Genomic DNA, 22,026 nt, shown 5'->3' on the forward strand with positions numbered 1-22,026 from the left:
CGCGTGTTTAAAAAAGGGAGATTTAATGATCCAACTCGATTTTTACGGCACGCTGGTGGCGGCATCGCTGGTGCTGCTGATCGGTCGCATGGTGGTCGCACGCACTTCGCTGCTGCGTACCTTCAACATCCCCGAGCCGGTGGTCGGCGGCCTGCTGGTCGCCATTATCCTGCTGGTCTTGCGTCAGAGCATGGGGGTGCAGGTCCAGTTTGACCTCGCCATACAGACGCCGTTGATGCTGGCCTTCTTTGCCTCCATCGGCCTGTCGGCCGATTTTGCGCGGCTAAAAACTGGCGGCAAGATGGTCGGACGCTTCTTGCTGATTGTGGCTGGCCTGCTGGTCGTACAGAACACGCTGGGCATTTCGCTGGCCATGCTGATGGGGCTGGACCCGCTGATGGGCTTGCTGGCCGGCTCGATCACATTGTCGGGCGGTCACGGTACCGGTGCCGCGTGGAGTGCGGTGTTCCAGAACAAGTACGGACTGGCATCGGCAACCGAGCTGGCCGTCGCCACGGCGACTTTCGGTCTGGTGCTGGGCGGCCTGATCGGCGGTCCGGTGGCCAATCTGCTGATGCGCAAGGTCAAGGCGCCGGGCGCCGAGCATAATGCCGACGACGAGCCGCAGGGCTTCGAGCAGCCCGATCATGTGCGCCTGATCACCCAGTTCAGCTTCATCGAGACGCTGGCGCTGATCGCGGTCAGCCTGTTGGGCGGTACCGCCCTCGGCGCGCTGATCAAGGGTACGCCGTTCGAGTTGCCGACCTTTGTCTGCGTGCTGTTTATCGGTGTCATCCTGCGTAACGGGCTGGAGATGATGGGGGTGCACAAGGTATTCGAGCGCGAGGTGTCGCTGGTGGGTAACGTCAGTCTGTCGCTGTTCCTGGCCATGGCACTGATGTCGCTGAAACTGTGGGACCTGGCCGCACTGGCGCTGCCTATCTTTGTGCTGCTGATTGCCCAGGCCACCGCCATGGGTTTGTATGCCTACTTTATTACCTTCCGCATGATGGGTAAAAACTACGATGCGGTCGTGCTGGCCGCCGGTCATTGCGGTTTTGGTCTGGGGGCGACACCCACGGCGATTGCCAATATGCAGGCGGTCACCCAGCGTTTCGGCCCGTCGCATCTGGCCTTCCTGGTGGTGCCGATGGTGGGGGCCTTCTTTATCGATATCATCAACGCCATCACCATCAAGCTATTTCTCGCCTTGCCTTTTGTTGGCGGCTGATAGCTGCGTTTTATCGTTTTGATCGGCAAATACAATCCGCAGTCGCCCTTGTGGCGCTGCGGATTGTGCCCATCTGTGATGCCATCGGGGCAGCTGCCTATGGCTGCCCTCCATGCTTAAGGGAGACCAGGATGGCTTATCTTAATATTACTGCCGACACCTTCAACGATACCGTGACGCCTGAGGGCATCGTCATCCTCGATTTTTGGGCGCCCTGGTGCGGCCCGTGCAAACAGTTTGGTCCGGTATTCGAAGCGGCTGCGGATAAGCACCCGGAGATCGTATTCGGCAAAATCGATACCGAAAGCGAGCAGGAACTGGCCGGGCACTTCAATATCCGTTCGATTCCGACGCTGATGGTGATGCGCGACGGCATTATGGTTTTCAATCAGGCCGGTGCCATGCGGGCTCCTCAGTTCGACGAGCTGATTCAGGCGGTCAAGGATCTGGACATGGACAAGGTGCGCGCCGAAGTCGCCGCCGAGCAGGCTGCCCAGGGTTAAACTGGCCGCTTGGTAATAAAAAGCGCTTGCCGTTTGAAACGGCAGGCGCTTTTTTGTGGCCATGTCTTCATTAGGGGCAGTGTCCTGTTTATTGGTGGAACAACGCAGCCTTGTCTTGTGGCATTGCATGCCGATAGGCACAATTCCGCCTTTCTCCTATTCATTCAGCCGGCGTGGTGGATGCCATGCCTGTTGCGGCTTAAATCATCATGAAATCAAGATTACTGCTCGGCCTTCCCCTGCTCTGGCTTGCGGCCTGCTCCAGTGTGACGCCGCCATCCACGTCTACCGGCTCCATTCCCGCGCAGGGCAATGTGCGTTACGAAGCGGCATCACTCGCCGCCGTGCCCGGCTGGAACGATGCCGCCTTGACGCGCTCGCTGGAAGCCTTGCGCACCAGTTGCCGTGTCTTGCAGAAAAAAGCAGGCTGGGGCGAGGCCTGCAGTCGGGCGCAGACGCTGGACGAGACCGACACCGCTGCCGTACGGCGTTATTTCGAACAGGATTTCTCCGCCTGGCGCATTCTGGATGGCAGCGCCGGCGAGGGGCTGATTACCGGTTATTACGAGCCCCTGTTAAATGGCTCGCGTAGCCAGAGCGCCCGCACGCCTTATCCTGTCTACGGCGTGCCGCCGGACTTGGTGGTGCTTGATGTGACGCCAGCGCAGCGCAGCCGCACGACCTTGAACTTGCGTAAAGCCGGCAGCAACCGCCTGCAGGTGGTGGAGGGCGGGGGTGAACTGGTGGCGAAACTGTCCGAGTTTGCCATTGATAGCCGTACCAGCCGCCTCAAAGGGCGTATCGAAGGCAATCAGTTCCGCCCTTATTACGCGCGTAGCGAGATCAGTGCCGGCAAGGGTGTGGCTGGCAGCCAGATTCTGGCTTGGGTAGAAAACCCGGTGGAGCTGTTTTTCCTGCAGATTCAAGGCTCCGGCCGTATCCAGCTGGAAGACGGCAGCATGCTGCGCGTGGGTTACGCCGAACAGAACGGTTACCCCTATGTCTCGATCGGCCGCCATCTGGTCGATCAGGGCGAGCTGACCATGGCCAATGCGTCCATGCAGGGCATACAGGACTGGATTAAAAAAAATCCGGATCGCATGAATGAGCTATTCAATGTGAACCCGAGTTATGTATTCTTCCGGGTGTTGGGTAGCGCCGATGGCGGCCCGCTGGGCGCTTTGGGCGTGCCTTTGACCGACGGTTACAGTATTGCGGTCGATCCGCGTTTTATTCCTTTGGGCTCGCCGGTCTTCCTGAGCACCACCTGGCCGCTGTCCGAGCAGCCGCTAAAGCGCGTGATGCTGGCGCAGGACACCGGCGGGGCGATTCGCGGGGCGATCCGCGCCGACTTTTTCTGGGGCTTCGGCACCGAAGCGGGTATGTACGCCGGGCGGATGAAACAAAAAGGCAGCTTGTGGCTATTGCTGCCCAAGGGCGTGGCGCCACCGGCGTCGGCCACTTAATTAAGAAGAGGGATGGAATGCGCATTGACCGACGAGTCTGTTTGCTGGCCTTGCTGTTATTGGGCGCTTGTGGCGAAAAAGGCGTGGAGACCCAAAGCAAGCAGGCCGCTTCGGCACCGGGTGTTATTCGTGCGCTAAGCCCGGGCGATGTGCTGCGGGCGGCGAACGGGACGGTGCGCGATACGCTGCCGGTAACGGCGACCCTGACGGCGCTTAATTTCAGCGAAATGGCAGCCGAGGTCGACGGGCGGGTGCGCGAAGTGCGGGTGCGCGAAGGCGAGCAGGTCAAGGCCGGTCAGGTGCTGGCGGTACTGGATAGCGAAAGTCTGGGCGAGTCGGTCAAGGAGCAGCAGGCACAACTGGATAATCAAAAGGCCAGGCTGGCGCTGGCGCGTATCAAGCTGAACAAGCAGCGCGAGCTGTTTGCCCAGGGTTTTATTTCCAAACTGGCGATAGACGAACTGGAAAGCGATTACCGCATACGCGAGGGGGAGCTTAAGGCGCAGGCGGCACAATTGGCGCGTGCGGAGCGTAGTCTGGCCGACACCCGCTTGCACGCCCCGATCTCCGGCGTGCTGTATCAGCGCAAGATCAACGTCGGCGATATGGTGGCGCGTAACCAGAAGGTGCTGGCGGTGGCCGATCTGTCGGTGCTGGAGGCGGTGGCCAGCGTGCCTTCGCGCCTGATTGCCAAGGTCAGGCCCGGTCAAAGCGTGCTTTTGCAGCTGGAAGGTGGGAGGGAGGCGGTGACGGGCGAGGTGGTGCGCATTAATCCGGTGGCCAATGCCGGTACCCGCAGTTTCAATGTGTATGTCCGTGTCGCCAATCCTCAGGGCGAACTCAAGGCCGGGCAGTTTGCCAAGGGCGGAATCGTGCTTGCGCAGGAAAGTACGCTGGTGAGCCTGCCGCTAGGGGCGCTACGCGAGCGGGAAACCCGGCCCTGGGTGATGCTGGTCAGCAAGGGGAAGCTTGTGCGACGCAATGTCGAAATCAAGCTGCTGTCCATGGCCGAGCGTCAGGTCGCTGTTGCCGGGGTTCAGCCGGGTGAAGTTGTATTGAGTTCGGCGCTGGCCGGTTTGAATGCAGGCGACGCCGTCAAACTCACTCCTACCCCTTAAGGCGCCCTGCCATGTGGCTCACCCGCGTTAGCGTCAACAATCCTTATTTTGCCGCCGTTCTGATGATTGCCTTGACGGTGCTGGGCCTGTTTGCCTGGCAGCGTCTGGCGGTGGAAGAGTTTCCCGATATCCGTTTTCCGGTGGCGGCCGTCACGACCAGTTATCCGGGCGCCTCGCCCGAGGTGGTGGAGAGTGAAGTCAGCCGCCCGCTGGAAGAGGCGATCAACACCATCGCCGGCATCAAGCATATCCGTTCCTATTCGATGCAGGGCATGTCTACGCTGGTGGTCGAGTTTGAGTTGTCGACCGACCCCAATCTGGCGACGCAGGAGGTGCGCGACCGCGTCTCCGGCGTGCAGGGCAGCTTCCGCCGTGAGATACACACGCCGGCGGTGTCGCAGTTCAATCCCAATGATGAACCGCTGCTGAGTATTTCGTTCAATAGCAAGGACGTCAGCGCGCGCGCGCTGACCGGCTGGGTCGACAATACGCTGAAAAAGCGTTTGCAGACGGTGTCCGGTGTCGGTGAAGTCAAGGTGGTGGGCGGGGTGCGGCGCGAGATTCGCATCGATGTCGACCCGTTGCAGCTGGAGGCGCTGGGTTTGTCCTTGCCCGAGGTGGCCGATGCCATTCGTGCCGCCAACCGCGACTACCCGGGCGGGCAGCTGACGCGCGGCAGCAGCGAGCTGAGCTTGCGCCTGGCCGGCAAGCTAAAAGGCGCCGACGACTTTGCCAGCCTGATTGTGGCGCGGCGTGACGGGGGCGATGTACGGCTGGCCGATGTGGCCGAGGTGCGTGACGGCGAAGCGGAAAAGACCAGCGTGGCACTGATCGATGGTGCGCCCGGGGTCGGGGTGGATGTGCGCGCTGCGCGTGGCGCCAATATCGTCGAAGTGGCCGATGGCGTGAAAAAAGTCTTGGCGGCGTTGAAAGGCGGTATGCCGGCAGGCACGCAGGTGACCATCAGCAGCGACAAGTCGCTGGATGTGAAAAATTCGCTCGCCGATGTGCAAAAAACCCTGTTCGAGGGCGCGGCGCTGACGGTGCTGATTGTGTTCCTGTTTCTGGGGAGTTGGCGCAGCACGGTGATTACCGGCCTGACGTTGCCCATTTCGCTGATAGGCACCATGTTTGCCATCTGGGCGCTGGGTTTCACCCTCAATCTGATGACGCTGATGGCACTGTCGCTGTCTATCGGCCTGTTGATAGATGACGCCATTGTGGTGCGCGAGAACATCGTGCGCCACGCTGCCATGGGCAAAAGCCATTTTCAGGCGGCGCTGGACGGCACCAACGAGATCGGTCTTGCCGTGCTGGCCACCACCCTGACCGTGGTGGCGGTCTTTTTGCCGGTGGGCTTTATGGAAGGGGTGATCGGCAAGTTTTTCCACCAGTTCGGCCTGACCGTGACGGTGGCGGTGCTGATTTCGATGCTGGTGAGTTTTACGCTGGACCCGATGCTGTCGTCCATCTGGCACGACCCGCATCATCATGGCGACCAGCATAAGGGGCCGTTGGGCCGGATGCTGGACTGGTTCGAGTCTTCGCTTGACCGTCTGGCGGGGGCGTATGTGCGCCTGATCCGGCTGGCACTGGCCTGGCGCAAGAGTGTACTGCTGCTGGCGCTATCCGCGCTGGTCGGCAGCTTTATGCTGGTGCCTCTCATCGGTGGCGAGTTTCTGCCGCGCGCCGACAAGGGCGAGTTTGTTGTGGTGTTGAAAACGGCGCCGGGGGCAACGCTGGCTTACACCGAGGGCAAGGCGCGCGAAGTCGAGACGCGTTTGCGCCATATTCCCGAGGTCAAGTCCATCGCTGTCAAGATTGCCGGCGGCCGCTTTGGCGCCGGCAAGACCGAGGCCAGGCTGACGGTGGATGTCGGCAACAAGGCCGGCCGCACGCGTTCGCTGGAGAGCCTCATGGATGCCGCACGTCTGGCGGCAGCCGGTGTGGCCGGCATCGAAGTGGATGCCGTTTCTGCCTCTGGCCAGCACGGCGGTGGCGGCAAACCGCTGAATGTGGGGGTGCGTGGCGGCAATATCGCCGAGCTGGAGGCCACGGCGGCGCAACTGGTGAAAAAAATCGCCGCCATTCCCGGTGTCAGTGATGTGCAGTCCAGTCTGGCCGAAGCCGACCCCGGTTTGCGCATCAGTCTGGAGCGTGATGCGGCGGCAGGCCTGGGGGTGGATCTTGCACGCGTAGGCGAAACGCTGTCGACCCTGCTGGCCGGCAGTACCGTCACCACCTGGGAGGCACCGGATGGTGAAAACTATGATGTGACCTTGCAGGTGCCGCAGCCGGAGCGCCAGCGCGAGCTTTTGGATGTGCTGAGTGTGGCCGGCAGTAATGATGCGGATGGTGCGCGCCAGATGGTGCCGCTGTCGGCGCTGACCCGTATCGAGCCGGAAAGCAGCCCGCGCCAGATAGAGCGGGTCGACATGCTGCGCGAGGTGGGCGTGAGCGCCAATATCAGCGGCCGTTCACCGGCGGCGGTGTTTGCCGATCTGGACAAGGTGCTGGCAGATGGCAGCCTGCCGCCGGGCATCACCCTGTCGCAGCAGGGCGAGAAACAGGATATGCAGGAGTCGCTGTCCTATGCGGTGCAGGCGCTGGCGCTGGGGGTGATTTTTATTTACATGATTCTGGCTGCACAGTTTCGCAGCTTTACCCTGCCGGTCACCATCATGGTGTCCTTGCCATTGGCCTTTGTCGGTGTCTTTGTCGCGTTATGGTTGTGGGGCTCGACGCTGAATATGTTCTCGGTGATCGGCATCGTGATGCTGATGGGGCTGGCGGCCAAAAACGGCATCTTGCTGGTCGATTTTATCGGCCAGTCGCGGCGCGAGGGTATGAGCCGGCTGGATGCCATCGTCGAAGCGGGCAGGGTGAGGCTGCGTCCGATTATGATGACCAGCCTGGCCATGATCTTCGGCATGCTGCCGCTGGCGCTGTCTAGCGGTGAAGGCTCGGAAACGCAGCGGCCGATGGCGCAGGCCATTATCGGCGGCATGGTGACCTCGACCTTGCTGACGCTGATTGTGGTACCGGTGGTGTATACCTATCTGGACGGTTTGCGCACGCGCCTGCATCGCTTGCTGGCTGGCAAGTCCAAGCCACAGGCGGATACTTAATACGCAACAATTGGCAACAGATAGGTTCTTGCTATTTTTGATAGTGCAAAGTATCTTTCTTGCATTATTCAGGCTTGGCAAGAAAGATCAACCATGAAAATGTTCTTGGGAAATAAAGTTGGCGTTGCGCTGGCGGGTGCATTGACGGCGCTGGTGCTGGCCGCGCCGGTACAGGCCGCCAGCCCGCAGCGTCTGGGTTCGTTTGCCGGCGCAATGAAGTATTGTGCCGACCGTTATGAAGAAAAAGAATGGAGTTACAAAAGGGCGCGTCAGCGCGTGGCACGCGAAGTCGATGATATGTCGCGGCGCGAGCGGCGCCGCGCTATCGAAGCGGGAGACCAGGCTTATCGCACCGGCCGCTTTATGGGTAAGCGCCTGAACCGCTATGAATGCCGCAGCCTGCTCAAACAAAGCGAATGGCGCCGTTTCTATCGCGATTGATATGTGTGTCTTGATGTAAAAAAAGCCGGCTCAGTGCCGGCTTTTGTGCGTCTGCTGGTTTTACATCTCGCGGCGCATAAACTCGCGCGGACGCAGGCCCATGGCGAACAGCAGGCCGAAGTAGGCGATGGCGCCGAGTAGTATATGCCCGCTCAGCCACAAGGCCCGTTGCCAGGCATGGCCATGCCAGTTGCCCGGCAGCCACTGCTCCAGTGCCAGCAGGACGGCCGCCATGGCAAGCGAGGCCAGTGTGACCTTGAGGGTAAAACCAGCCCAGCCGGTTTGCGGCTGATAGATGCCGCGCCGGATCAGCAAGATCAGCAAGGTGAGTGCATTGATGAGTGCCGCCAGGCCGATGGCCAGCGCGAGGCCTGCGTGTCGCAGCTCCCAGATAAAGGCCAGGTTCATCAGCTGGGTCATGCCCAAGGTAAAGATGCCGACCTTGACCGGGGTCTTGATGTCCTGGCGCGCGTAAAAGCCGGGTGCCAGTACCTTGATCAGGATCAGGCCGGTCAGGCCGATCGAGTAGGCGATCAGCGCCTGCTGCGTCATCAGCGCGTCGTGTGCCGAGAATTTACCGTACATGAACAAGGTGGCGATCAGCGGTTTGGACATCACCGCCAGGCCGATGGATGCCGGCAGCGCCAGCAAGAGCGACAGGCGTATGCCCCAGTCCAGCAGCTTTGAATACTCCTCGGGCGACTTTTCCGCTGCATGGCGCGATAGCGAAGGCAAAAGAATGGTGCCTAGCGCCACGCCGAGGATGCCGGTCGGGAACTCCATCAGGCGGTCGGCGTAGTACATCCACGACACGCTGCCCGAAATCAGGAAGGAGGCGAAAATGGTGTTGATCACCAGCGAAATCTGCGCGATGGACACGCCAAAGATGGCCGGCCCCATCAGCTTGATCACGCGCCATACCGCCGCATCTTTCAGGTTCAGCCTTGGCCAGACCAGCATGCCTATCTTTTTCAGATAGGGCAGCTGGTAGGCCAGCTGGGCGATACCGCCGATAAATACCGCCCACGCCAGCACCAGCACCGGCGGGTCGAAGTAGGGTGCCAGCAGCAGCGAGCAGGCAATAAACGAGACATTCAGCAGCGTAGGGGTAAAGGCCGGCACCGAAAACTGGCGCCAGGTGTTAAGTACGCTGCCGGCCAGTGACGACAGCGAAATAAACAGGATGTAAGGAAAAGTGATGCGCAACAGGTCAACTGTCAGTGCAAATTTTTCCGGACTGCCGGCAAAACCCGGGGCGGAGGCCCAGATAATCCACGGGGCAATCAGCATGCCCAGCGCCGTGACCGCGACCAGCACCAGACCCAGCAAGCCGGAAATATCGGCCAGAAAGGCGCGGGTTTCTTCTTCGGTCTTGTTGCGGCGATATTCGGCCAGTACCGGCACGAAAGCCTGCGAGAAGGCGCCTTCGGCAAAGATGCGCCTCAGCAGGTTGGGCAGTTTGAAGGCGACAAAGAAGGCGTCTGTCGCAAAGCCTGCGCCGAATACGCGGGCAATAATGGCGTCGCGCACGAAACCGAGAATGCGGGAAACCAGGGTAAAACTGCTGACCGTAGCCAGCGCCTTGAGCAGATTCATGGGGAGTGACGACTTGTTATTCTGTTGGCAATAGCCCGCCAGTTTACGCGCGCGGGATTGTTGTTGCAAAACCAGTGCTTAACACTTAGAATCGCGGGTTTCAGATTCCGCTCATCAGGAGATAGATCCATGGCTAACAGCGCACAAGCTCGCAAGCGTGCACGCCAAGCTCTCAAGCAGCGCGCGCATAACGCCAGCCTGCGTACTGCGTTCCGTACCGCAGTCAAGAAAGTGCTTAAGACAATCGCAGCCGGCAACAAAACCGAAGCTAAAGACGTATTCCAGGCTTCCGTAAAGGTTCTCGACCGTATCGCCGACAAGGGTGTGTTCCACAAGAACAAGGCCGCTCGCCATAAGAGCCGCCTGTCCGCCCAGATCAAGGCTATGGCCTGATCCCAAGCGATCGAACAGAATACGCAAAAGCCCCGCATTAGCGGGGCTTTTGCTTTTTGGGCGATTTTTCTAGCGGGTAAAAAAACCGGCCGCTTGCCTGGCCATCTCGCCTTCCTCATCGGTGGCCAAGACATAGGCGTGGCGCGGGCTGTCTGCCTTTGTCAGCCGCGTTTGCCCTGTGTTGTTGGCCTGGGTATCGAGTTCAAAGCCCAGCCAGCCAAGCCTGGCGAGTATGCGTGCGCGGATTTCCGCTGAATGTTCACCGACGCCTGCAGTAAACACTACCGCATCCAGCCCCTCCATTGCCGCCGCCAGCGAGGCAACTTCGCGTGCCGCGCGCCAGCAATAAAGCTCGATGGCTTGCGCCGCTTCCGCCTGAGCGCTGGCCAATAGTTCGCGCATATCGGCCGAAATGCCGGATACCCCCAGCAGGCCGGAGCGCTTGTAGAGCTCGTCTCTGACTTCGCCTACGCTCATGCCGTGCTTTTCCTGCCAGTAAAGCACCACCTCCGGATCCAGATTGCCGGGGCGGGTGCCCATCATCAGCCCGTCCAGCGCGGAAAAGCCCATGCTGGACGCGATGCTGCGTCCGGCATGGATGGCGCAGGCGCTGGCGCCGCTGCCCAGATGGCAGACAACGGTGCGCGCCGCCGCCAGACCCAGTGCCGGCAACTGGCGACTGATGGCGGCGTAGGACAGACCATGAAAGCCGTAGCGGCGCACCCCTTCATCGTGCCAGTGGCGCGCAATGGCGAAGCGTGTGGCCACGCTGTCTTGCCCGGCGTGAAACGCGGTATCGAAGCAGGCCAGTTGCGGCAAGGCACCATCCAGTGCGCTGAATGCATCGATAACGGCCAGGCTGGCGGGCTGGTGTAGCGGTGCCAGCGGAATCAGTTCTTCCAGCTCGCGGCGTACCGTCGCGGTGATGGCGGTTGCTTGCTGATAGCGTGCACCGCCATGCACCACGCGGTGCACCACGCCTTCGGGTGTCAGCGCATGCTGCGCCAGCGCGTCCAGCATGGCCGCGACGCCGGCTTCGCGCCCCGCCTTGCCAATTGCGCGGCTGTGGCTGTGGCCATGCTGGTCGCGGATGCTCAGCTGCGCCTGCTCGCTGCCGAAGCGGTCCAGCAGACCCTGCAGCAGCAGGGTCTGGTTGCCGCTTTGATAGGCGCGAAACTTGAGCGTGGACGAGCCGGCATTGACGGCGAGCAGCACGCGCGTCATACGTGATCCCGTATACGGCGGTGACGTGCCAGCACATTGGCGACCGCCGTCGAAGCCAGTCGTCCCTGTGCGTCATCCGCGCGGCTGGTCAGCACGATGGGCACGCGCGCGCCCATAACGATGCCGGCGGACGAAGCTGCTGCCAGATAGGTCAGCTGCTTGGCCAGCATATTGCCGGAAACGAGATCGGGCACCAGCAGGATGTCCGGTTCGCCCGCCACGCTGGAATGGATGCCCTTGGTGTCGGCGGCAGCATGGGAGATTGCATTGTCAAAAGCCAGCGGGCCATCCAGCAAGGCGCCGGTGATCTGGCCGCGTTCGGCCATTTTGCACAGGGCGGCAGCATCGATGGTGGAGCGGATTTCCGGGGTGACGGTTTCTACTGCCGACAAAATGGCCACCTTGGGCTGGCTGATACCCAGCGCATGCGCCAGATCAATGGCGTTCTGGCAGATGTGCAGCTTGGTGGTCAGATCCGGCTCGATATTGATGGCCGCATCGGTAATGAACAGATAGCGCGGGTAGCTCTCCACCTTCATGATAAAGGTGTGGCTGATACGGCGGTCGGTGCGTATGCCGGTGCGCCGATCCAGCACTTCATGCATAAATTCGTCGGTATGCAGGCTGCCCTTCATCAGGATATCAGCCTGGCTATTGCGTACCAGTTCGACTGCTTTTTCTGCTGCCGCATGGCTGTGCGGCACGTCGATAATCTGCAAATCGCCCAGCTCCAGTTCCATCTCGTCGGCCAGTTTGCGAATCTTGCCTGCCGGGCCGACCAGAATAGGGGTGGCGATATTGTTGTCAGCCGCTTCGACTGCGCCTTGCAGGGCTTCGCGGCTGCAAGGGTGGGCCACCGCCATCGGTATCGGGCCATTGCGGTGGGCCTGCGCCATGATGTTGGCGAATGCGTTGTCGTCATGTGTCATCATCTACTCCTTAGGCCATGATGTTGCAGCCGCCATCGACATAGATGGTCTGGCCGGTGAGGGAGCGTGCGCCATCGGATACCAGGAAGGTGCAGGTCGCGCCGACGTCTTCGATATCGACCAGGCGGTGTTGTGGTGCGCGCTGGGTTGCGTCGTCTATCAAGGCGTCAAAGTGGGCAATGCCGCTGGCCGCGCGGGTTTTTAGCGGGCCTGGCGAGACGGCATGTACGCGTATGCCCTTGGCGCCCAGTTCATGGGCCATATAGCGGGTGGTGCTTTCCAGTGCCGCCTTGACCGGCCCCATGATGTTGTAGTTTTCGACGACCTTGTCGGCGCCGTGGTAGCTCATGGTCAGCAAGGTGCCGCCGTTTTTCATCAGCGGTTCGGCGTGTCTGGCCAGTTCGATAAAGGAGTAGCAGGAAACGCGCATTGCCTGCTGGAAGCCTGGCAGCGAGCAGTCGGTGACGCGGCCGTGCAGATCATCCATCGGGCAGAAGGCGATAGAGTGAATAACGAAGTCCAGTTGCCCCCATTGCTCGGTGATCGCCGCGAACAGCGCCTGCATCTGGCCCGGTTCTTCCACATCCAGCGGCATGACCAGACGGGCATCGACCTGATCGGCCAGAGGACGTACATATTTTTCCGCTTTGGCATTGAGATAGGTAATCGCAAGTTCGGCACCGGCTTCGCGCAGGCTCTTGGCGCAGCCATAGGCGATGCTGTGCTCATTGGCGATGCCGACGATCAGGCCTTTCTTGCCGGCCAGAAACTGGTTATTGATGTTCATGGTTTTCCTTTGTGTGCTGGTGAGGGCGCTATGCTTGCATGCGATTGTTGCCGCTATATTGTCGCGGCGTTTTTGTGTTGCCTTGCAATCGGATATAATGTCCGGCTAAAACTTCGCTCTTGCTAGCGGGTCGCTTGTTCGGGATGATGTCCATCATCTACGGACGAATATCTTTGTTGCGATGCAATATAGTTATTTTGCATCAAGTAGTCGTCGACTCGGGGAAAAAAGATGCCTATTTATGAATACCGTTGCGAAAAATGTGGCAAACAGCACGAACACTTGCAAAAACTCAGCGATGAGCCCGTTGCTCAGTGCCCGTCGTGCGGTAGTGCCGATTACAGCAAGATGCTGACCTGTGCCGGCTTCCAGCTTAAAGGTTCGGGCTGGTACGAGTCCGATTTCAAGAACGGCAGCAAGCCCGCTTCCGCTCATGCCTGTGGTACCGGCGGTTGTGGCGGTTGTGGCTGAGATGAAACATATCAAGCTGACCCTCAGGGCTTATCTTGTCACCGGCATCCTGATCTGGCTGCCGCTGGCGGTGACCTTGTGGGTGTTGGACATGATAGTCGGCACGCTGGATCAGACTTTGTTGCTGTTGCCTGATGCCTGGCGTCCGTATAGCCTGTTCGGTTTCGATATCCCGGGCTTGGGCGTGGTGCTGTCGGTACTGGTGCTGCTGGGTACCGGCATGGTGGCTGCCAATGTGCTGGGACAGCGTCTGTTCGATTATTGGGATGCGCTGATGTCGCGCATTCCTGTGGTCAAGAGCATCTACAGTAGCGTCAAGCAGGTGAGTGACACCTTGTTTTCCGATACCGGCCAGTCGTTCAAGAAACCCTTGCTGGTTCAGTTTCCGCATCAGGGTTTGTGGACGGTTGCTTTTCAGACCGGCTCTTTGCCCGATAGCGTCAACCAGTCTCTGGCTGACCTCGGCGACGAATACATAGGCGTGTATGTGCCGACCATCCCTAACCCGACTTCGGGCTATTTTGTGATGGTGGCCAAGAAAGAGACGCGCGAGCTCGGCATGACTGTCGACGAGGCGCTCAAGTACGCAATTTCCATGGGTATGGTGGCGCCGGGCGCGCCCCAACCGGCCGGCAAGAAGCGACAAGCCCCCGGCGCGAACCCCACTTCAACCCTTTAAGAAACAGAATATGATGCGAACCGATTACTGCGGACTGATTGATACCAAATATCTGGGCCAGACTGTCACCGTCAAGGGCTGGGCTCACCGTCGTCGTGACCATGGCGGTGTGATCTTTATCGACTTGCGTGACCGTGAGGGTCTGGTGCAGGTGGTGATCGATCCGGATACCCCGGACGCTTTCGCCACCGCCGACAGCGCGCGTAACGAGTTTGTGCTGTCCATCACCGGTCTGGTTCGTGCCCGTCCGGAAGGCACTGCCAACAGCAAGATGATCTCTGGTGAAATCGAAATCCTGGCCAAGGAAATCGAAATCCTCAACACCGCCACTACGCCGCCGTTCCAGATCGACGACGAGAACATCTCCGAGAACGTGCGTCTGCTCAATCGTGTCATCGACCTGCGCCGTGCGCCGATGCAGAAAAACCTGCGCATGCGCTACCGCGTGGCGATGGGCGTGCGCCAGTATCTGGACGCGCAGGGCTTTATCGATATCGAAACCCCGATGCTGACCCGCAGCACGCCGGAAGGTGCCCGTGACTATCTGGTGCCTAGCCGCGTGCATCCGGGCGAATTCTTTGCCCTGCCGCAATCGCCACAGCTGTTCAAGCAGCTATTGATGGTGGCCGGTTTCGACCGTTACTACCAGATCGTCAAGTGCTTCCGCGACGAAGACCTGCGCGCCGACCGTCAGCCTGAATTTACCCAGATTGATATCGAAACGTCTTTCCTCGATGAAAACCAGATCATGGATATCACCGAGAGCATGGCACGCCAGATCTTCAACGACGTGCTGGGTGTGGAGCTGGGTGATTTCCCGCGCATGACTTACGCCGACGCGATGTTCTACTACGGTTCGGACAAGCCGGATATGCGCGTGGACCTCAAGTTCACCGAACTGACCGACCTGATGAAGACTGAAGAATTCAAGGTGTTCCGTGGCGCTGCCGACATGGCCAATGGCCGTGTGGTTGCCCTGCGTGTGCCGGGTGGTGCTTCGATCTCGCGCAAGGAAATCGACGAGTACACCAAGTTCGCCTCCATCTATGGTGCCAAGGGTCTGGCCTATATCAAGGTCAATGACAAGACCCAGATCACCAATGACGAAACCAGCGGCCTGCAGTCGCCTATCGTCAAGTTCCTGTCGGTGCCTGCGCTGGAAGAAATTATGGCACGCACTGGTGCCGACAACGGCGACATTATCTTCTTTGGCGCCGACAAGGCCAAGGTAGTGAACGAAGCCATCGGCGCGCTGCGTATCAAGATCGGTCACGAGCGTGGCGAGGCCGGAGGTTTCTTCGTGCGCGAATGGCGTCCGCTGTGGGTGGTGGATTTCCCGATGTTCGAGCACGACGAAGAGGCCGATCGCTGGGTGGCCGTGCATCACCCGTTCACCGCACCCAAGCCGGGGCATGAGGATCTGCTGGAAAGCAATCCTGCGGCCTGCATCGCCCGTGCCTACGACATGGTGGTCAATGGTTGGGAGCTCGGTGGCGGTTCCATCCGTATCCATCAGGCATCTGTGCAGGAGAAGGTATTTTCCGCGCTCAAGATCAGCCCGGAAGAGCAGCAGAACAAGTTCGGCTTCCTGCTGGACAACCTGAAGTTCGGCGCGCCGCCGCACGGTGGTCTGGCCTTCGGTCTGGACCGTCTGGTGACGCTGATGGCGGGTGCCGAGTCTATCCGTGACGTAATCGCCTTCCCGAAGACCCAGCGCGCCCAGTGCCTGCTGACCAATGCACCTAATCATGTCGACGAGAAGCAGCTCAAGGAGCTGAACCTGCGTCTGCGCCAGAAGGCCGAGCCAGCCGCTTAAATCGAGGCTGTGCAGATAGAGAAGGGTGCCTAACGGCACCCTTTTTTATGTCGTATCTTGTCAGCGTATGTCGATGCAAGCACGCATGTCCGGTGCCATGCGTTTAGGCGGTACTTTGTTTTTCCATACAAGGACGATGTGTCATGGCCGTGCTTGCCGGCAAGCAAGTTTTCGCTGGTGAAAAAACTTTTCAGCTGTTCTGGGGGAGGGGGGCTCTTTCCTGATTGGCCGTTCGGGCGTGGTGCAGCATCAGGTGGTCAATAACCTTGCAGCTGGGGTGCAATGCGGATGAAATGCTAGGCATGATAGATGCCCTGCAGCGAGGGTGTAGCCGGGTATTGGGCTCGGAATGCCAAGGGTTTGTAAGTCGTTGCCAAATCATGCTGCGTGGGGAAGCTCCCCACGCGATCTGACCATTTTAAGGGGATTCCAGCATGCTGACGTTTTCCAGGCCACAGCGGAAGATGGCCTGTTGCAGTGCGTCCAGTGCCTGTTTGCGGAAAAATTGCTTGCGTGCCACCAGTAGAACGCGGCGGGTCGGTGCCGGCAGCGCAAATGGAATGATGGACAATAAACCTTCGTCGGCAGCGGATACCGAGGTGGCTGGCAATACGGTGATGCCCATGCCGCTGGCGACCATATGGCGTATGGTATTGAGCGAGCTACCCTGTACGGCACTGGCCAGCCCGCCCGCCTGACTCTGGCGCACAGCCAGCTCGCTACAGCTTTGCAAAACCTGATCACGGAAGCAGTTGCCGGCAGACAAAAGCAATACACTTTCGTGTGACAGCTCGTCGGCATTGATATGCTTGCGCTTTTCCCACGGGTGACCCTTGGGCGTGGCAACGACAAAGGCCTCGTCATAGAGTGGCCATGCCTGGGTGCCGGGCTCGTCAAACGGGTCGGCAACGATAATGGCGTCAACTTCGCCGCGCTTGAGCATTTCGGCCAGTCGCGCGGTATAGTTTTCCTCCAGAATGAGCGGCATGTCGGGTGCCAGAATACGCAGCGCCGGAATCAGTTTGGGCAGCAAATACGGGCTGATGGTAAAGATGACGCCCAGTTTCAACGGGCCTGCCAGTTCGTTCTGGTGTTCGCCTGCCAGATGTTTCAGCGTTTCGGCTTCTTCCAGTACGCGCCTTGCCTGTTCAACGACCCGCTCGCCTATTTCGGTGACCGCGACTTCCTGTCCGCCGCGCTCGAAGAGCGTGACCGACAGCTCGTCTTCCAGTTTCTTGATGGCAATGGAGAGGGTGGGCTGGCTGACAAAGCAGGTTTGGGCGGCGCGCCCGAAATGGCGCTCGCGTGCAACCGCCACGATATAACGAAGTTCAGTTAGCGTCATACAAAAGAGTCAATTACGCCTGAGGCGTGCCTCGCAGGGCGGGCGAAAGGAAGGGCGTACCCATGCGCTTAGGCATGGGCAGCAAGCCTTGTCTGTTTTAGCGGTTTTTTTCCGGCAACACGATGTTGACTTCCAGTACTTCAAAGTTGTCCTGACGTTCCAGTTGAACCTTGATGTCATCCTGGTTGACGGCAACGTACTTCGAAATGACCTCCATCAATTCACGCTGCAAGGCCGGCAGATAATCCGGTGCGCTACGACCGCCGCGTTCGTGAGCAAGGATGATCTGCAGGCGCTCGCGTGCAATGGTAGCTGTTTTCTGGCGCTTGCCAAAAATCATATCAATCAGCGACATCCATTAACCTCCGAACAGGCGTTTGAGTAGACCGACCTTGGGGGGCTCGATAAAGCGCATCGGGCAACTCTCACCCAAAAAGCGCGACACTACATCGGTGTAGGCTTCGGCAGCATCGCTGCCTTTCATATGAATGGCGGGAGTGCCCGAGTTGGATGCCTGCAGTACGCTTTGTGACTCGGGAATCGCCCCAATCAGCGGTACACGCAGAATCTCTTTTACATCATCCACCGACAGCATTTCGCCTTTCTCCACTCGGGAAGGCGAGTAGCGGGTAATCAGCAAGTGCTCTTTGACCGGCTCGCGCCCTTCGACAGCGCGCTTGGATTTGGATGACAAAATGCCGAGGATACGGTCCGAGTCGCGTACCGACGAGACTTCAGGGTTGGTCACGATAATGGCTTCATCGGCAAAATAGAGTGCCATCAGTGCACCGCGTTCGATGCCGGCGGGAGAGTCGCATACGATGTACTCAAAACCCATGTCGGCCAGATCCTTCAGTACGCGTTCTACGCCTTCTTCCGATAGCGCATCCTTATCGCGTGTCTGTGACGCCGGCAATACGTACAGATTGTCGCAGTTCTTGTCCTTGATCAGTGCCTGATTGAGGCTGGCCTCGTTATTCACCACATTGATCAGGTCGTAGACCACGCGCCGTTCGCAGCCCATGATCAGATCCAGATTGCGCAGGCCGACATCGAAGTCGATGACAGCAGTTTTATGGCCGCGCAAGGCAAGGCCGGAGGCGAAGCTGGCGCTGGTGGTGGTCTTGCCTACGCCACCCTTACCTGAGGTCACAACAATAATCTTTGCCACGTCTATATCCCTTGATGAAGATGGTCGGCCAGTCATTCGCCAATGGCGGTGATGACGAGGCGTTCGTTTTCCAGATAAATCTGTGTCGGCTTGCCCTGGATCGAAGTAGGTAGTGCCTGTTCTATGGTGCGGTATACGCCGGCGATGGAGACCAGTTCAGCCTCCATGGCATGGACAAAAATGCGAGCCTGCGTATTGCCGTGAGCACCGGCCAATGCCCGGCCGCGCAAGGGGGCGTAGACATGGATATGGCCATCGGCAATCACTTCGGCACCCGCGCTGACCATGGCCAGCACAATCAGATCGCCATCCTTGGCATAGATTTGCTGACCGGCGCGCACCGGCTTGTCGATGATCATGGTTTGGCGCAGCGCCATTTGCGCAGGCTCGATATTTGCTTGAGCCTGGGGGCGGCTTGGTGTGCCTGATGCCGTATAGGCCAGGTGGTGCTGTCGGGCGAGTGCTTCCAGCGCCGGATCAGGATGGCGCAGGGCGACAATGCGGATGCCGCGCTTGATGCAGCTGGCCAGTACGGTGGCCAGATCAAGCCCGGCTGGCTCTGTCAGCAGCTCAAGATCAAGTACAAAAGCCTCATGTTGATCGGTGAAGCGCTGGCCAAAACGATGGTCCAGTTCGGCTTCTATCTGCACAGGATCGGAGCTGCGCAGTTGAAGTGCCAGCAAATCCAGGCTGGCGGACTTTATTTCGAGAGGAGTGGCCGTCTGGCTCATTGTGGTGTCTTGAGTCTGCATAGATTTAATCAATTGCAGAGTGTAAATCTTTGATAGCAGTCTTTCAACGCGTATGGACTGGCAATATGTTGTTTTGTTGATTTGTTGTTGTGAAATTGACAGGTGTTGTACAAATGCATCGAAAGTAAGGGTATGAAATGGCGCGGCGCAACATTCCCTTGACCGGGTGCAAGTGCCTGACTAATATCCACATTGTTGCAGCGCAACATCGGTTTGGCGCTGATGGGTTTGGTGCTGTTGTGATCTGAAATTTTTGTGAAAGAGGAGTCTCGCATGTTTACCAATGCACAAGATTTTGCAGCCTTCGGTCAGGCCAATCTCGATAAGGCAGTTCGCCTGTCTTCCATCGTTTTGTCCGGCACCGAGCGCATGGCCAGCCTGCAGCTTGAATTGTCGCGCAAGCTGCTGAACGATAACGCCCAGGCCGTCAAGGCGCTGACCGAGATCAAGGATCCAAAGGCATTTGCCGAGTATCAGTCCAGCCAGGCGCAGCCGGCTATTGATCAAAGCTTGAATGTGGCGCGCAATCTGTATGATGCCGCTGTGCAGACCCAGAATGAACTGGCTGCCTTCTTTGAAGACCATGTCTCCGAGTCGAACCAGGCGGTACTGACTTCGCTGGACAAACTGAGCAAGAATGCACCTGCCGGCTCCGATGTTGCTGTCAATGCACTCAAGACGCTGATTACCACATCGAGCGCTGCTTTTGATAATGTGTCGAAGACCGCGAAAAAAATGGGTAGCGATTTTGCCGAGGCTAGCGCAGAAGCTGCGGCGAACACTGCCAAGGCTACCGGTGCAGCTGTTTCGCGCAAAAAGCCGGGCGCTGCTGCCTGATCTGAATTGTTGTTCTGCTATATGAAAACGGCCCTTTGGGGCCGTTTTGCCGTTTTTACCGGCTGTTCAATTTGGTCCGGGTATGGACGTGTCGCTCAATAGTAATAACCACTGTGCCAGGGCTTGGGCAAAGTGAGGTTGTCTGGTGTCGGGCGGGAGATTTGATGTAGCGGGTGCCGGGGCCGGGTAGCTTGCCAGATAGCGCTGTGCCAGTTGTCTGATCCGCTCAAGCAGGTGCGCTTGTTCTTGCAGGTGCTGCAGTAAATCGGCGGGCGTGAACTGCATAGCGTGTGCAGCCTGTCCGTAGTGCAGGCTATAGCCTAAGGCGTCCATGTATTGGCGCATAAAGGTGGCGCTGCCAGCGGGGCCGGTCATCAGCCAGGCGTTGCCAAGCGGGGCCAGTGCATCCAGGAGGGGGCGGGCCAGGGCAATGGCAGTATCACTGCCGCCGGCATACAGGGCATAACCCATATGCTCTCCGGCTGGGTGCCAGTGTCCGGCAAGATCAATATAACGACCTGCCTGGGCTTGCAGCCTAGCCTGTTCTGGCGTGGGGCCGGACAGGTCAAGGGTGAAATCAGGGTGGCTTAGACGTGCGGCACCCGTTGCAGCGGCATATTGCCGGCTGACGGTATAACCTTTTTGCTGCAAGCGCCGGAGGATGTGCTCGGGCGTTGCGCCGTGCGCCACGATGTCCAAATTTTTGCCCTGTTACCAAACGACGCCGGATTCTTTCACGGATGGTGTGGTCTGCCTATCGGGGTTCTCCGCTTTTGTTGCTTGTCTCATGCGAAAAAAGCCGGCAAGGCCGGCTTTTTTCGCGGAGCGAACCGGCTATCAGCCTTCCTGCAGGTGACGCGCGATGCCATCCACCAGCTCGGCTTTGGCTTCTTCCATGGTGCCCCAGCCTTGTACCTTGACCCACTTGCCCTTTTCCAGATCTTTGTAGTGCTCGAAGAAATGCACCATCTGGTTGCGCAGCAGTTCAGGCAGGTCTTCCAGTTTCTGGATATTGCTGTACATCGGGCACAGTTTTTCAACGGGTACGGCCACCAGTTTTGCATCGATGCCGGATTCGTCTTCCATCTTGATCATGCCCAGCGTACGGCAGCGAACGACCACACCTGGCGGCAGCGGGAACGGGGTCACGACCAGAACGTCTACCGGATCACCATCCAGCGACAGGGTCTGCGGCACAAAGCCGTAGTTGGCCGGGTAGAACATGGCGGTACCCATAAAGCGGTCAACGAAGATCGCGCCGGAGTCTTTATCCAGTTCGTACTTGATAGGGGCGCCATTGGCGGAGATTTCGATTACGACGTTGATGTCGTTCGGCATGTCCTTGCCGGCGGAAATTGCGTTCAGGTTCATCGACTCGGGTCCTTGTTTGTATATGCCCTTATGGCTGGGCGTGATGCAGGAGTGCTGCTGTCGGGCGATTATATCGCAGGCATCCGTAGCGTGTGCTGTGAAGGTATAATGATGTTCATTGGATATGGCAAAAAGGCATCACATGATTGATAAATTTATTGTCGAGTTTGACAAGGGCTTGCGTACCTTGTTTGCGCCAGCGCTGAGTTCGCGCCCCCATCCCGGTAAAAACCTGGATGAGGTGACGCTGAGTGATGAGCAAAAACAGCATGCGCTGGGTTTGATGCGGGTGAATCATTGTGGCGAGGTGTGTGCACAGGCGCTGTATCAGGGACAGGCGCTGACGGCGCGCGATCCTGCTGCCCGTGAGGCCTTGAAAGAGGCCGCGCATGAGGAGGTCGAACATCTGGCCTGGACCGAGCAGCGTATCCGCGAGCTTGGCGGGCGCACCAGTGTACTTAATCCTTTGTGGTATGGCGGTTCGCTGGCGATTGGGGTGGCGGCGGGCTTGCTTGGGGATCGCTGGAATCTGGGATTTCTGGAGGAGACGGAGCATCAGGTTGGCGCGCATCTGGATAGCCATTTGCAAAGCCTGCCCGAAGAGGATGGCAAAAGCCGGGCCATTGTGACGCAGATGCGTGATGACGAGCTCAGACACGCGGATATGGCGCATGCGCTGGGCGCGGCGCGTTTGCCCCTGCCGGTGCGCCAAGGGATGAAGCTTTCATCCAGGCTGATGACAGCCGCCAGCTACCGCATCTGATGGCT

The 22,026-nt window shown here is 59.0% G+C and carries 22 protein-coding genes; 12 read left to right on the forward strand and 10 right to left on the reverse strand.

Going from position 1 to position 22,026, the window contains the following annotated elements:
* Window positions 1–25 precede the first annotated feature (25 nt).
* From gltS to GQF02_RS01345, 6 genes are all read left to right on the forward strand, one after another.
* On the forward strand, window positions 26–1,231 hold the full coding sequence (gene gltS / locus GQF02_RS01320) for a sodium/glutamate symporter (RefSeq protein ID WP_124734121.1): 1,206 nt from the start codon (window positions 26–28) through the stop codon (window positions 1,229–1,231).
* Window positions 1,232–1,362: 131 nt separating this feature from the next.
* On the forward strand, window positions 1,363–1,734 hold the full coding sequence (trxA, locus tag GQF02_RS01325) for a thioredoxin (RefSeq protein ID WP_160794327.1): 372 nt from the start codon (window positions 1,363–1,365) through the stop codon (window positions 1,732–1,734).
* Window positions 1,735–1,943: 209 nt separating this feature from the next.
* The gene (gene mltA / locus GQF02_RS01330; protein ID WP_220789267.1) at window positions 1,944–3,200 is read left to right on the forward strand and encodes a murein transglycosylase A; all 1,257 of its coding nucleotides are present in this window, start codon (window positions 1,944–1,946) and stop codon (window positions 3,198–3,200) included.
* Window positions 3,201–3,217: 17 nt separating this feature from the next.
* Window positions 3,218–4,318, forward strand: a complete 1,101-nt coding sequence (locus GQF02_RS01335) for an efflux RND transporter periplasmic adaptor subunit (RefSeq protein ID WP_160794329.1) — start codon at window positions 3,218–3,220, stop codon at window positions 4,316–4,318.
* 11 nt (window positions 4,319–4,329) lie between these two features.
* Entirely contained in the window at window positions 4,330–7,446 is a 3,117-nt protein-coding gene (locus tag GQF02_RS01340) for an efflux RND transporter permease subunit (RefSeq protein ID WP_160794331.1), read from the forward strand.
* A gap of 93 nt (window positions 7,447–7,539) precedes the next feature.
* Complete coding sequence (locus tag GQF02_RS01345) at window positions 7,540–7,887, forward strand: hypothetical protein (RefSeq protein WP_124734126.1); 348 nt, start codon at window positions 7,540–7,542, stop codon at window positions 7,885–7,887.
* 60 nt (window positions 7,888–7,947) lie between these two features.
* Here GQF02_RS01345 and murJ read toward each other — a convergent pair whose 3' ends face one another.
* Window positions 7,948–9,483, reverse strand: coding sequence for a murein biosynthesis integral membrane protein MurJ (murJ, locus tag GQF02_RS01350; protein WP_160794614.1), 1,536 nt, complete (start codon window positions 9,481–9,483; stop codon window positions 7,948–7,950).
* Between the two features lie 129 nt (window positions 9,484–9,612).
* On the opposite strand from murJ, the gene rpsT reads away from it, so the two are divergent.
* Window positions 9,613–9,876, forward strand: coding sequence for a 30S ribosomal protein S20 (rpsT, locus tag GQF02_RS01355; RefSeq protein ID WP_124734128.1), 264 nt, complete (start codon window positions 9,613–9,615; stop codon window positions 9,874–9,876).
* A 69-nt stretch (window positions 9,877–9,945) separates the two neighbouring features.
* On the opposite strand, the gene GQF02_RS01360 is transcribed toward rpsT, so the two are convergent.
* From GQF02_RS01360 to fabI, 3 genes are read right to left on the reverse strand one after another with little or no spacing between them, the layout of a single operon-like run.
* On the reverse strand, window positions 9,946–11,100 hold the full coding sequence (locus tag GQF02_RS01360) for an acetate/propionate family kinase (protein WP_160794333.1): 1,155 nt from the start codon (window positions 11,098–11,100) through the stop codon (window positions 9,946–9,948).
* The gene (locus GQF02_RS01365) at window positions 11,097–12,032 is read right to left on the reverse strand and encodes a phosphate acetyltransferase (RefSeq protein ID WP_235930011.1); all 936 of its coding nucleotides are present in this window, start codon (window positions 12,030–12,032) and stop codon (window positions 11,097–11,099) included. Before GQF02_RS01365 ends, GQF02_RS01360 begins: the two co-directional genes overlap by 4 nt.
* A gap of 7 nt (window positions 12,033–12,039) precedes the next feature.
* Window positions 12,040–12,816 (reverse strand): enoyl-ACP reductase FabI, encoded by a 777-nt coding sequence (gene fabI / locus GQF02_RS01370; protein WP_160794335.1) that lies wholly within the window; start codon window positions 12,814–12,816, stop codon window positions 12,040–12,042.
* 231 nt (window positions 12,817–13,047) lie between these two features.
* On the opposite strand from fabI, the gene GQF02_RS01375 reads away from it, so the two are divergent.
* The 3 genes from GQF02_RS01375 to aspS are packed head-to-tail and all read left to right on the forward strand — an operon-like array spanning window position 13,048 to window position 15,782.
* Window positions 13,048–13,287, forward strand: a complete 240-nt coding sequence (locus tag GQF02_RS01375; protein ID WP_124734131.1) for an FmdB family zinc ribbon protein — start codon at window positions 13,048–13,050, stop codon at window positions 13,285–13,287.
* 1 nt (window position 13,288) lies between these two features.
* The gene (locus tag GQF02_RS01380) at window positions 13,289–13,966 is read left to right on the forward strand and encodes a DUF502 domain-containing protein (RefSeq protein WP_124734132.1); all 678 of its coding nucleotides are present in this window, start codon (window positions 13,289–13,291) and stop codon (window positions 13,964–13,966) included.
* A gap of 13 nt (window positions 13,967–13,979) precedes the next feature.
* Window positions 13,980–15,782 (forward strand): aspartate--tRNA ligase, encoded by a 1,803-nt coding sequence (gene aspS / locus GQF02_RS01385; RefSeq protein WP_124734262.1) that lies wholly within the window; start codon window positions 13,980–13,982, stop codon window positions 15,780–15,782.
* A 418-nt stretch (window positions 15,783–16,200) separates the two neighbouring features.
* Here aspS and GQF02_RS01395 read toward each other — a convergent pair whose 3' ends face one another.
* The 4 genes from GQF02_RS01395 to minC form a co-directional block, all read right to left on the reverse strand.
* Entirely contained in the window at window positions 16,201–17,127 is a 927-nt protein-coding gene (locus GQF02_RS01395; protein ID WP_124734133.1) for a LysR substrate-binding domain-containing protein, read from the reverse strand.
* A 97-nt stretch (window positions 17,128–17,224) separates the two neighbouring features.
* Window positions 17,225–17,482 carry a cell division topological specificity factor MinE gene (minE, locus tag GQF02_RS01400; protein WP_124734134.1) on the reverse strand — a complete coding sequence of 86 codons (258 nt, stop codon included), beginning with the start codon at window positions 17,480–17,482 and terminating at the stop codon, window positions 17,225–17,227.
* 3 nt (window positions 17,483–17,485) lie between these two features.
* Entirely contained in the window at window positions 17,486–18,298 is an 813-nt protein-coding gene (gene minD / locus GQF02_RS01405; protein WP_124734135.1) for a septum site-determining protein MinD, read from the reverse strand.
* 32 nt (window positions 18,299–18,330) lie between these two features.
* On the reverse strand, window positions 18,331–19,029 hold the full coding sequence (minC, locus tag GQF02_RS01410) for a septum site-determining protein MinC (RefSeq protein WP_160794337.1): 699 nt from the start codon (window positions 19,027–19,029) through the stop codon (window positions 18,331–18,333).
* Window positions 19,030–19,323: 294 nt separating this feature from the next.
* Between minC and GQF02_RS01415 the strand changes: the two genes are divergently transcribed.
* Window positions 19,324–19,887, forward strand: coding sequence for a phasin family protein (locus tag GQF02_RS01415; protein WP_124734136.1), 564 nt, complete (start codon window positions 19,324–19,326; stop codon window positions 19,885–19,887).
* 66 nt (window positions 19,888–19,953) lie between these two features.
* On the opposite strand, the gene GQF02_RS15770 is transcribed toward GQF02_RS01415, so the two are convergent.
* Window positions 19,954–20,358 (reverse strand): hypothetical protein, encoded by a 405-nt coding sequence (locus GQF02_RS15770; RefSeq protein WP_220789269.1) that lies wholly within the window; start codon window positions 20,356–20,358, stop codon window positions 19,954–19,956.
* Between the two features lie 366 nt (window positions 20,359–20,724).
* Window positions 20,725–21,258, reverse strand: coding sequence for an inorganic diphosphatase (ppa, locus tag GQF02_RS01425; RefSeq protein WP_124734138.1), 534 nt, complete (start codon window positions 21,256–21,258; stop codon window positions 20,725–20,727).
* A gap of 142 nt (window positions 21,259–21,400) precedes the next feature.
* On the opposite strand from ppa, the gene coq7 reads away from it, so the two are divergent.
* Window positions 21,401–22,021 carry a 2-polyprenyl-3-methyl-6-methoxy-1,4-benzoquinone monooxygenase gene (gene coq7, locus GQF02_RS01430; RefSeq protein ID WP_124734139.1) on the forward strand — a complete coding sequence of 207 codons (621 nt, stop codon included), beginning with the start codon at window positions 21,401–21,403 and terminating at the stop codon, window positions 22,019–22,021.
* The last annotated feature ends 5 nt before the right edge of the window (window positions 22,022–22,026 follow it).

Source organism: Craterilacuibacter sinensis (assembly GCF_009831765.1).
GTDB lineage: Bacteria > Pseudomonadota > Gammaproteobacteria > Burkholderiales > Chromobacteriaceae > Craterilacuibacter > Craterilacuibacter sinensis.

Coding starts and splice junctions, on each gene's coding strand:
- gltS (WP_124734121.1), top strand. CDS start 26: ATGATCCAACTCGATTTTTACGGCACGCTGGTGGCGGCATCGCTGGTG.
- trxA (WP_160794327.1), top strand. CDS start 1,363: ATGGCTTATCTTAATATTACTGCCGACACCTTCAACGATACCGTGACG.
- mltA (WP_220789267.1), top strand. CDS start 1,944: ATGAAATCAAGATTACTGCTCGGCCTTCCCCTGCTCTGGCTTGCGGCC.
- GQF02_RS01335 (WP_160794329.1), top strand. CDS start 3,218: ATGCGCATTGACCGACGAGTCTGTTTGCTGGCCTTGCTGTTATTGGGC.
- GQF02_RS01340 (WP_160794331.1), top strand. CDS start 4,330: ATGTGGCTCACCCGCGTTAGCGTCAACAATCCTTATTTTGCCGCCGTT.
- GQF02_RS01345 (WP_124734126.1), top strand. CDS start 7,540: ATGAAAATGTTCTTGGGAAATAAAGTTGGCGTTGCGCTGGCGGGTGCA.
- murJ (WP_160794614.1), bottom strand. CDS start 9,483: ATGAATCTGCTCAAGGCGCTGGCTACGGTCAGCAGTTTTACCCTGGTT.
- rpsT (WP_124734128.1), top strand. CDS start 9,613: ATGGCTAACAGCGCACAAGCTCGCAAGCGTGCACGCCAAGCTCTCAAG.
- GQF02_RS01360 (WP_160794333.1), bottom strand. CDS start 11,100: ATGACGCGCGTGCTGCTCGCCGTCAATGCCGGCTCGTCCACGCTCAAG.
- GQF02_RS01365 (WP_235930011.1), bottom strand. CDS start 12,032: ATGATGACACATGACGACAACGCATTCGCCAACATCATGGCGCAGGCC.
- fabI (WP_160794335.1), bottom strand. CDS start 12,816: ATGAACATCAATAACCAGTTTCTGGCCGGCAAGAAAGGCCTGATCGTC.
- GQF02_RS01375 (WP_124734131.1), top strand. CDS start 13,048: ATGCCTATTTATGAATACCGTTGCGAAAAATGTGGCAAACAGCACGAA.
- GQF02_RS01380 (WP_124734132.1), top strand. CDS start 13,289: ATGAAACATATCAAGCTGACCCTCAGGGCTTATCTTGTCACCGGCATC.
- aspS (WP_124734262.1), top strand. CDS start 13,980: ATGCGAACCGATTACTGCGGACTGATTGATACCAAATATCTGGGCCAG.
- GQF02_RS01395 (WP_124734133.1), bottom strand. CDS start 17,127: ATGACGCTAACTGAACTTCGTTATATCGTGGCGGTTGCACGCGAGCGC.
- minE (WP_124734134.1), bottom strand. CDS start 17,482: ATGTCGCTGATTGATATGATTTTTGGCAAGCGCCAGAAAACAGCTACC.
- minC (WP_160794337.1), bottom strand. CDS start 19,029: ATGAGCCAGACGGCCACTCCTCTCGAAATAAAGTCCGCCAGCCTGGAT.
- GQF02_RS01415 (WP_124734136.1), top strand. CDS start 19,324: ATGTTTACCAATGCACAAGATTTTGCAGCCTTCGGTCAGGCCAATCTC.
- GQF02_RS15770 (WP_220789269.1), bottom strand. CDS start 20,358: ATGGGTTATGCCCTGTATGCCGGCGGCAGTGATACTGCCATTGCCCTG.
- ppa (WP_124734138.1), bottom strand. CDS start 21,258: ATGAACCTGAACGCAATTTCCGCCGGCAAGGACATGCCGAACGACATC.
- coq7 (WP_124734139.1), top strand. CDS start 21,401: ATGATTGATAAATTTATTGTCGAGTTTGACAAGGGCTTGCGTACCTTG.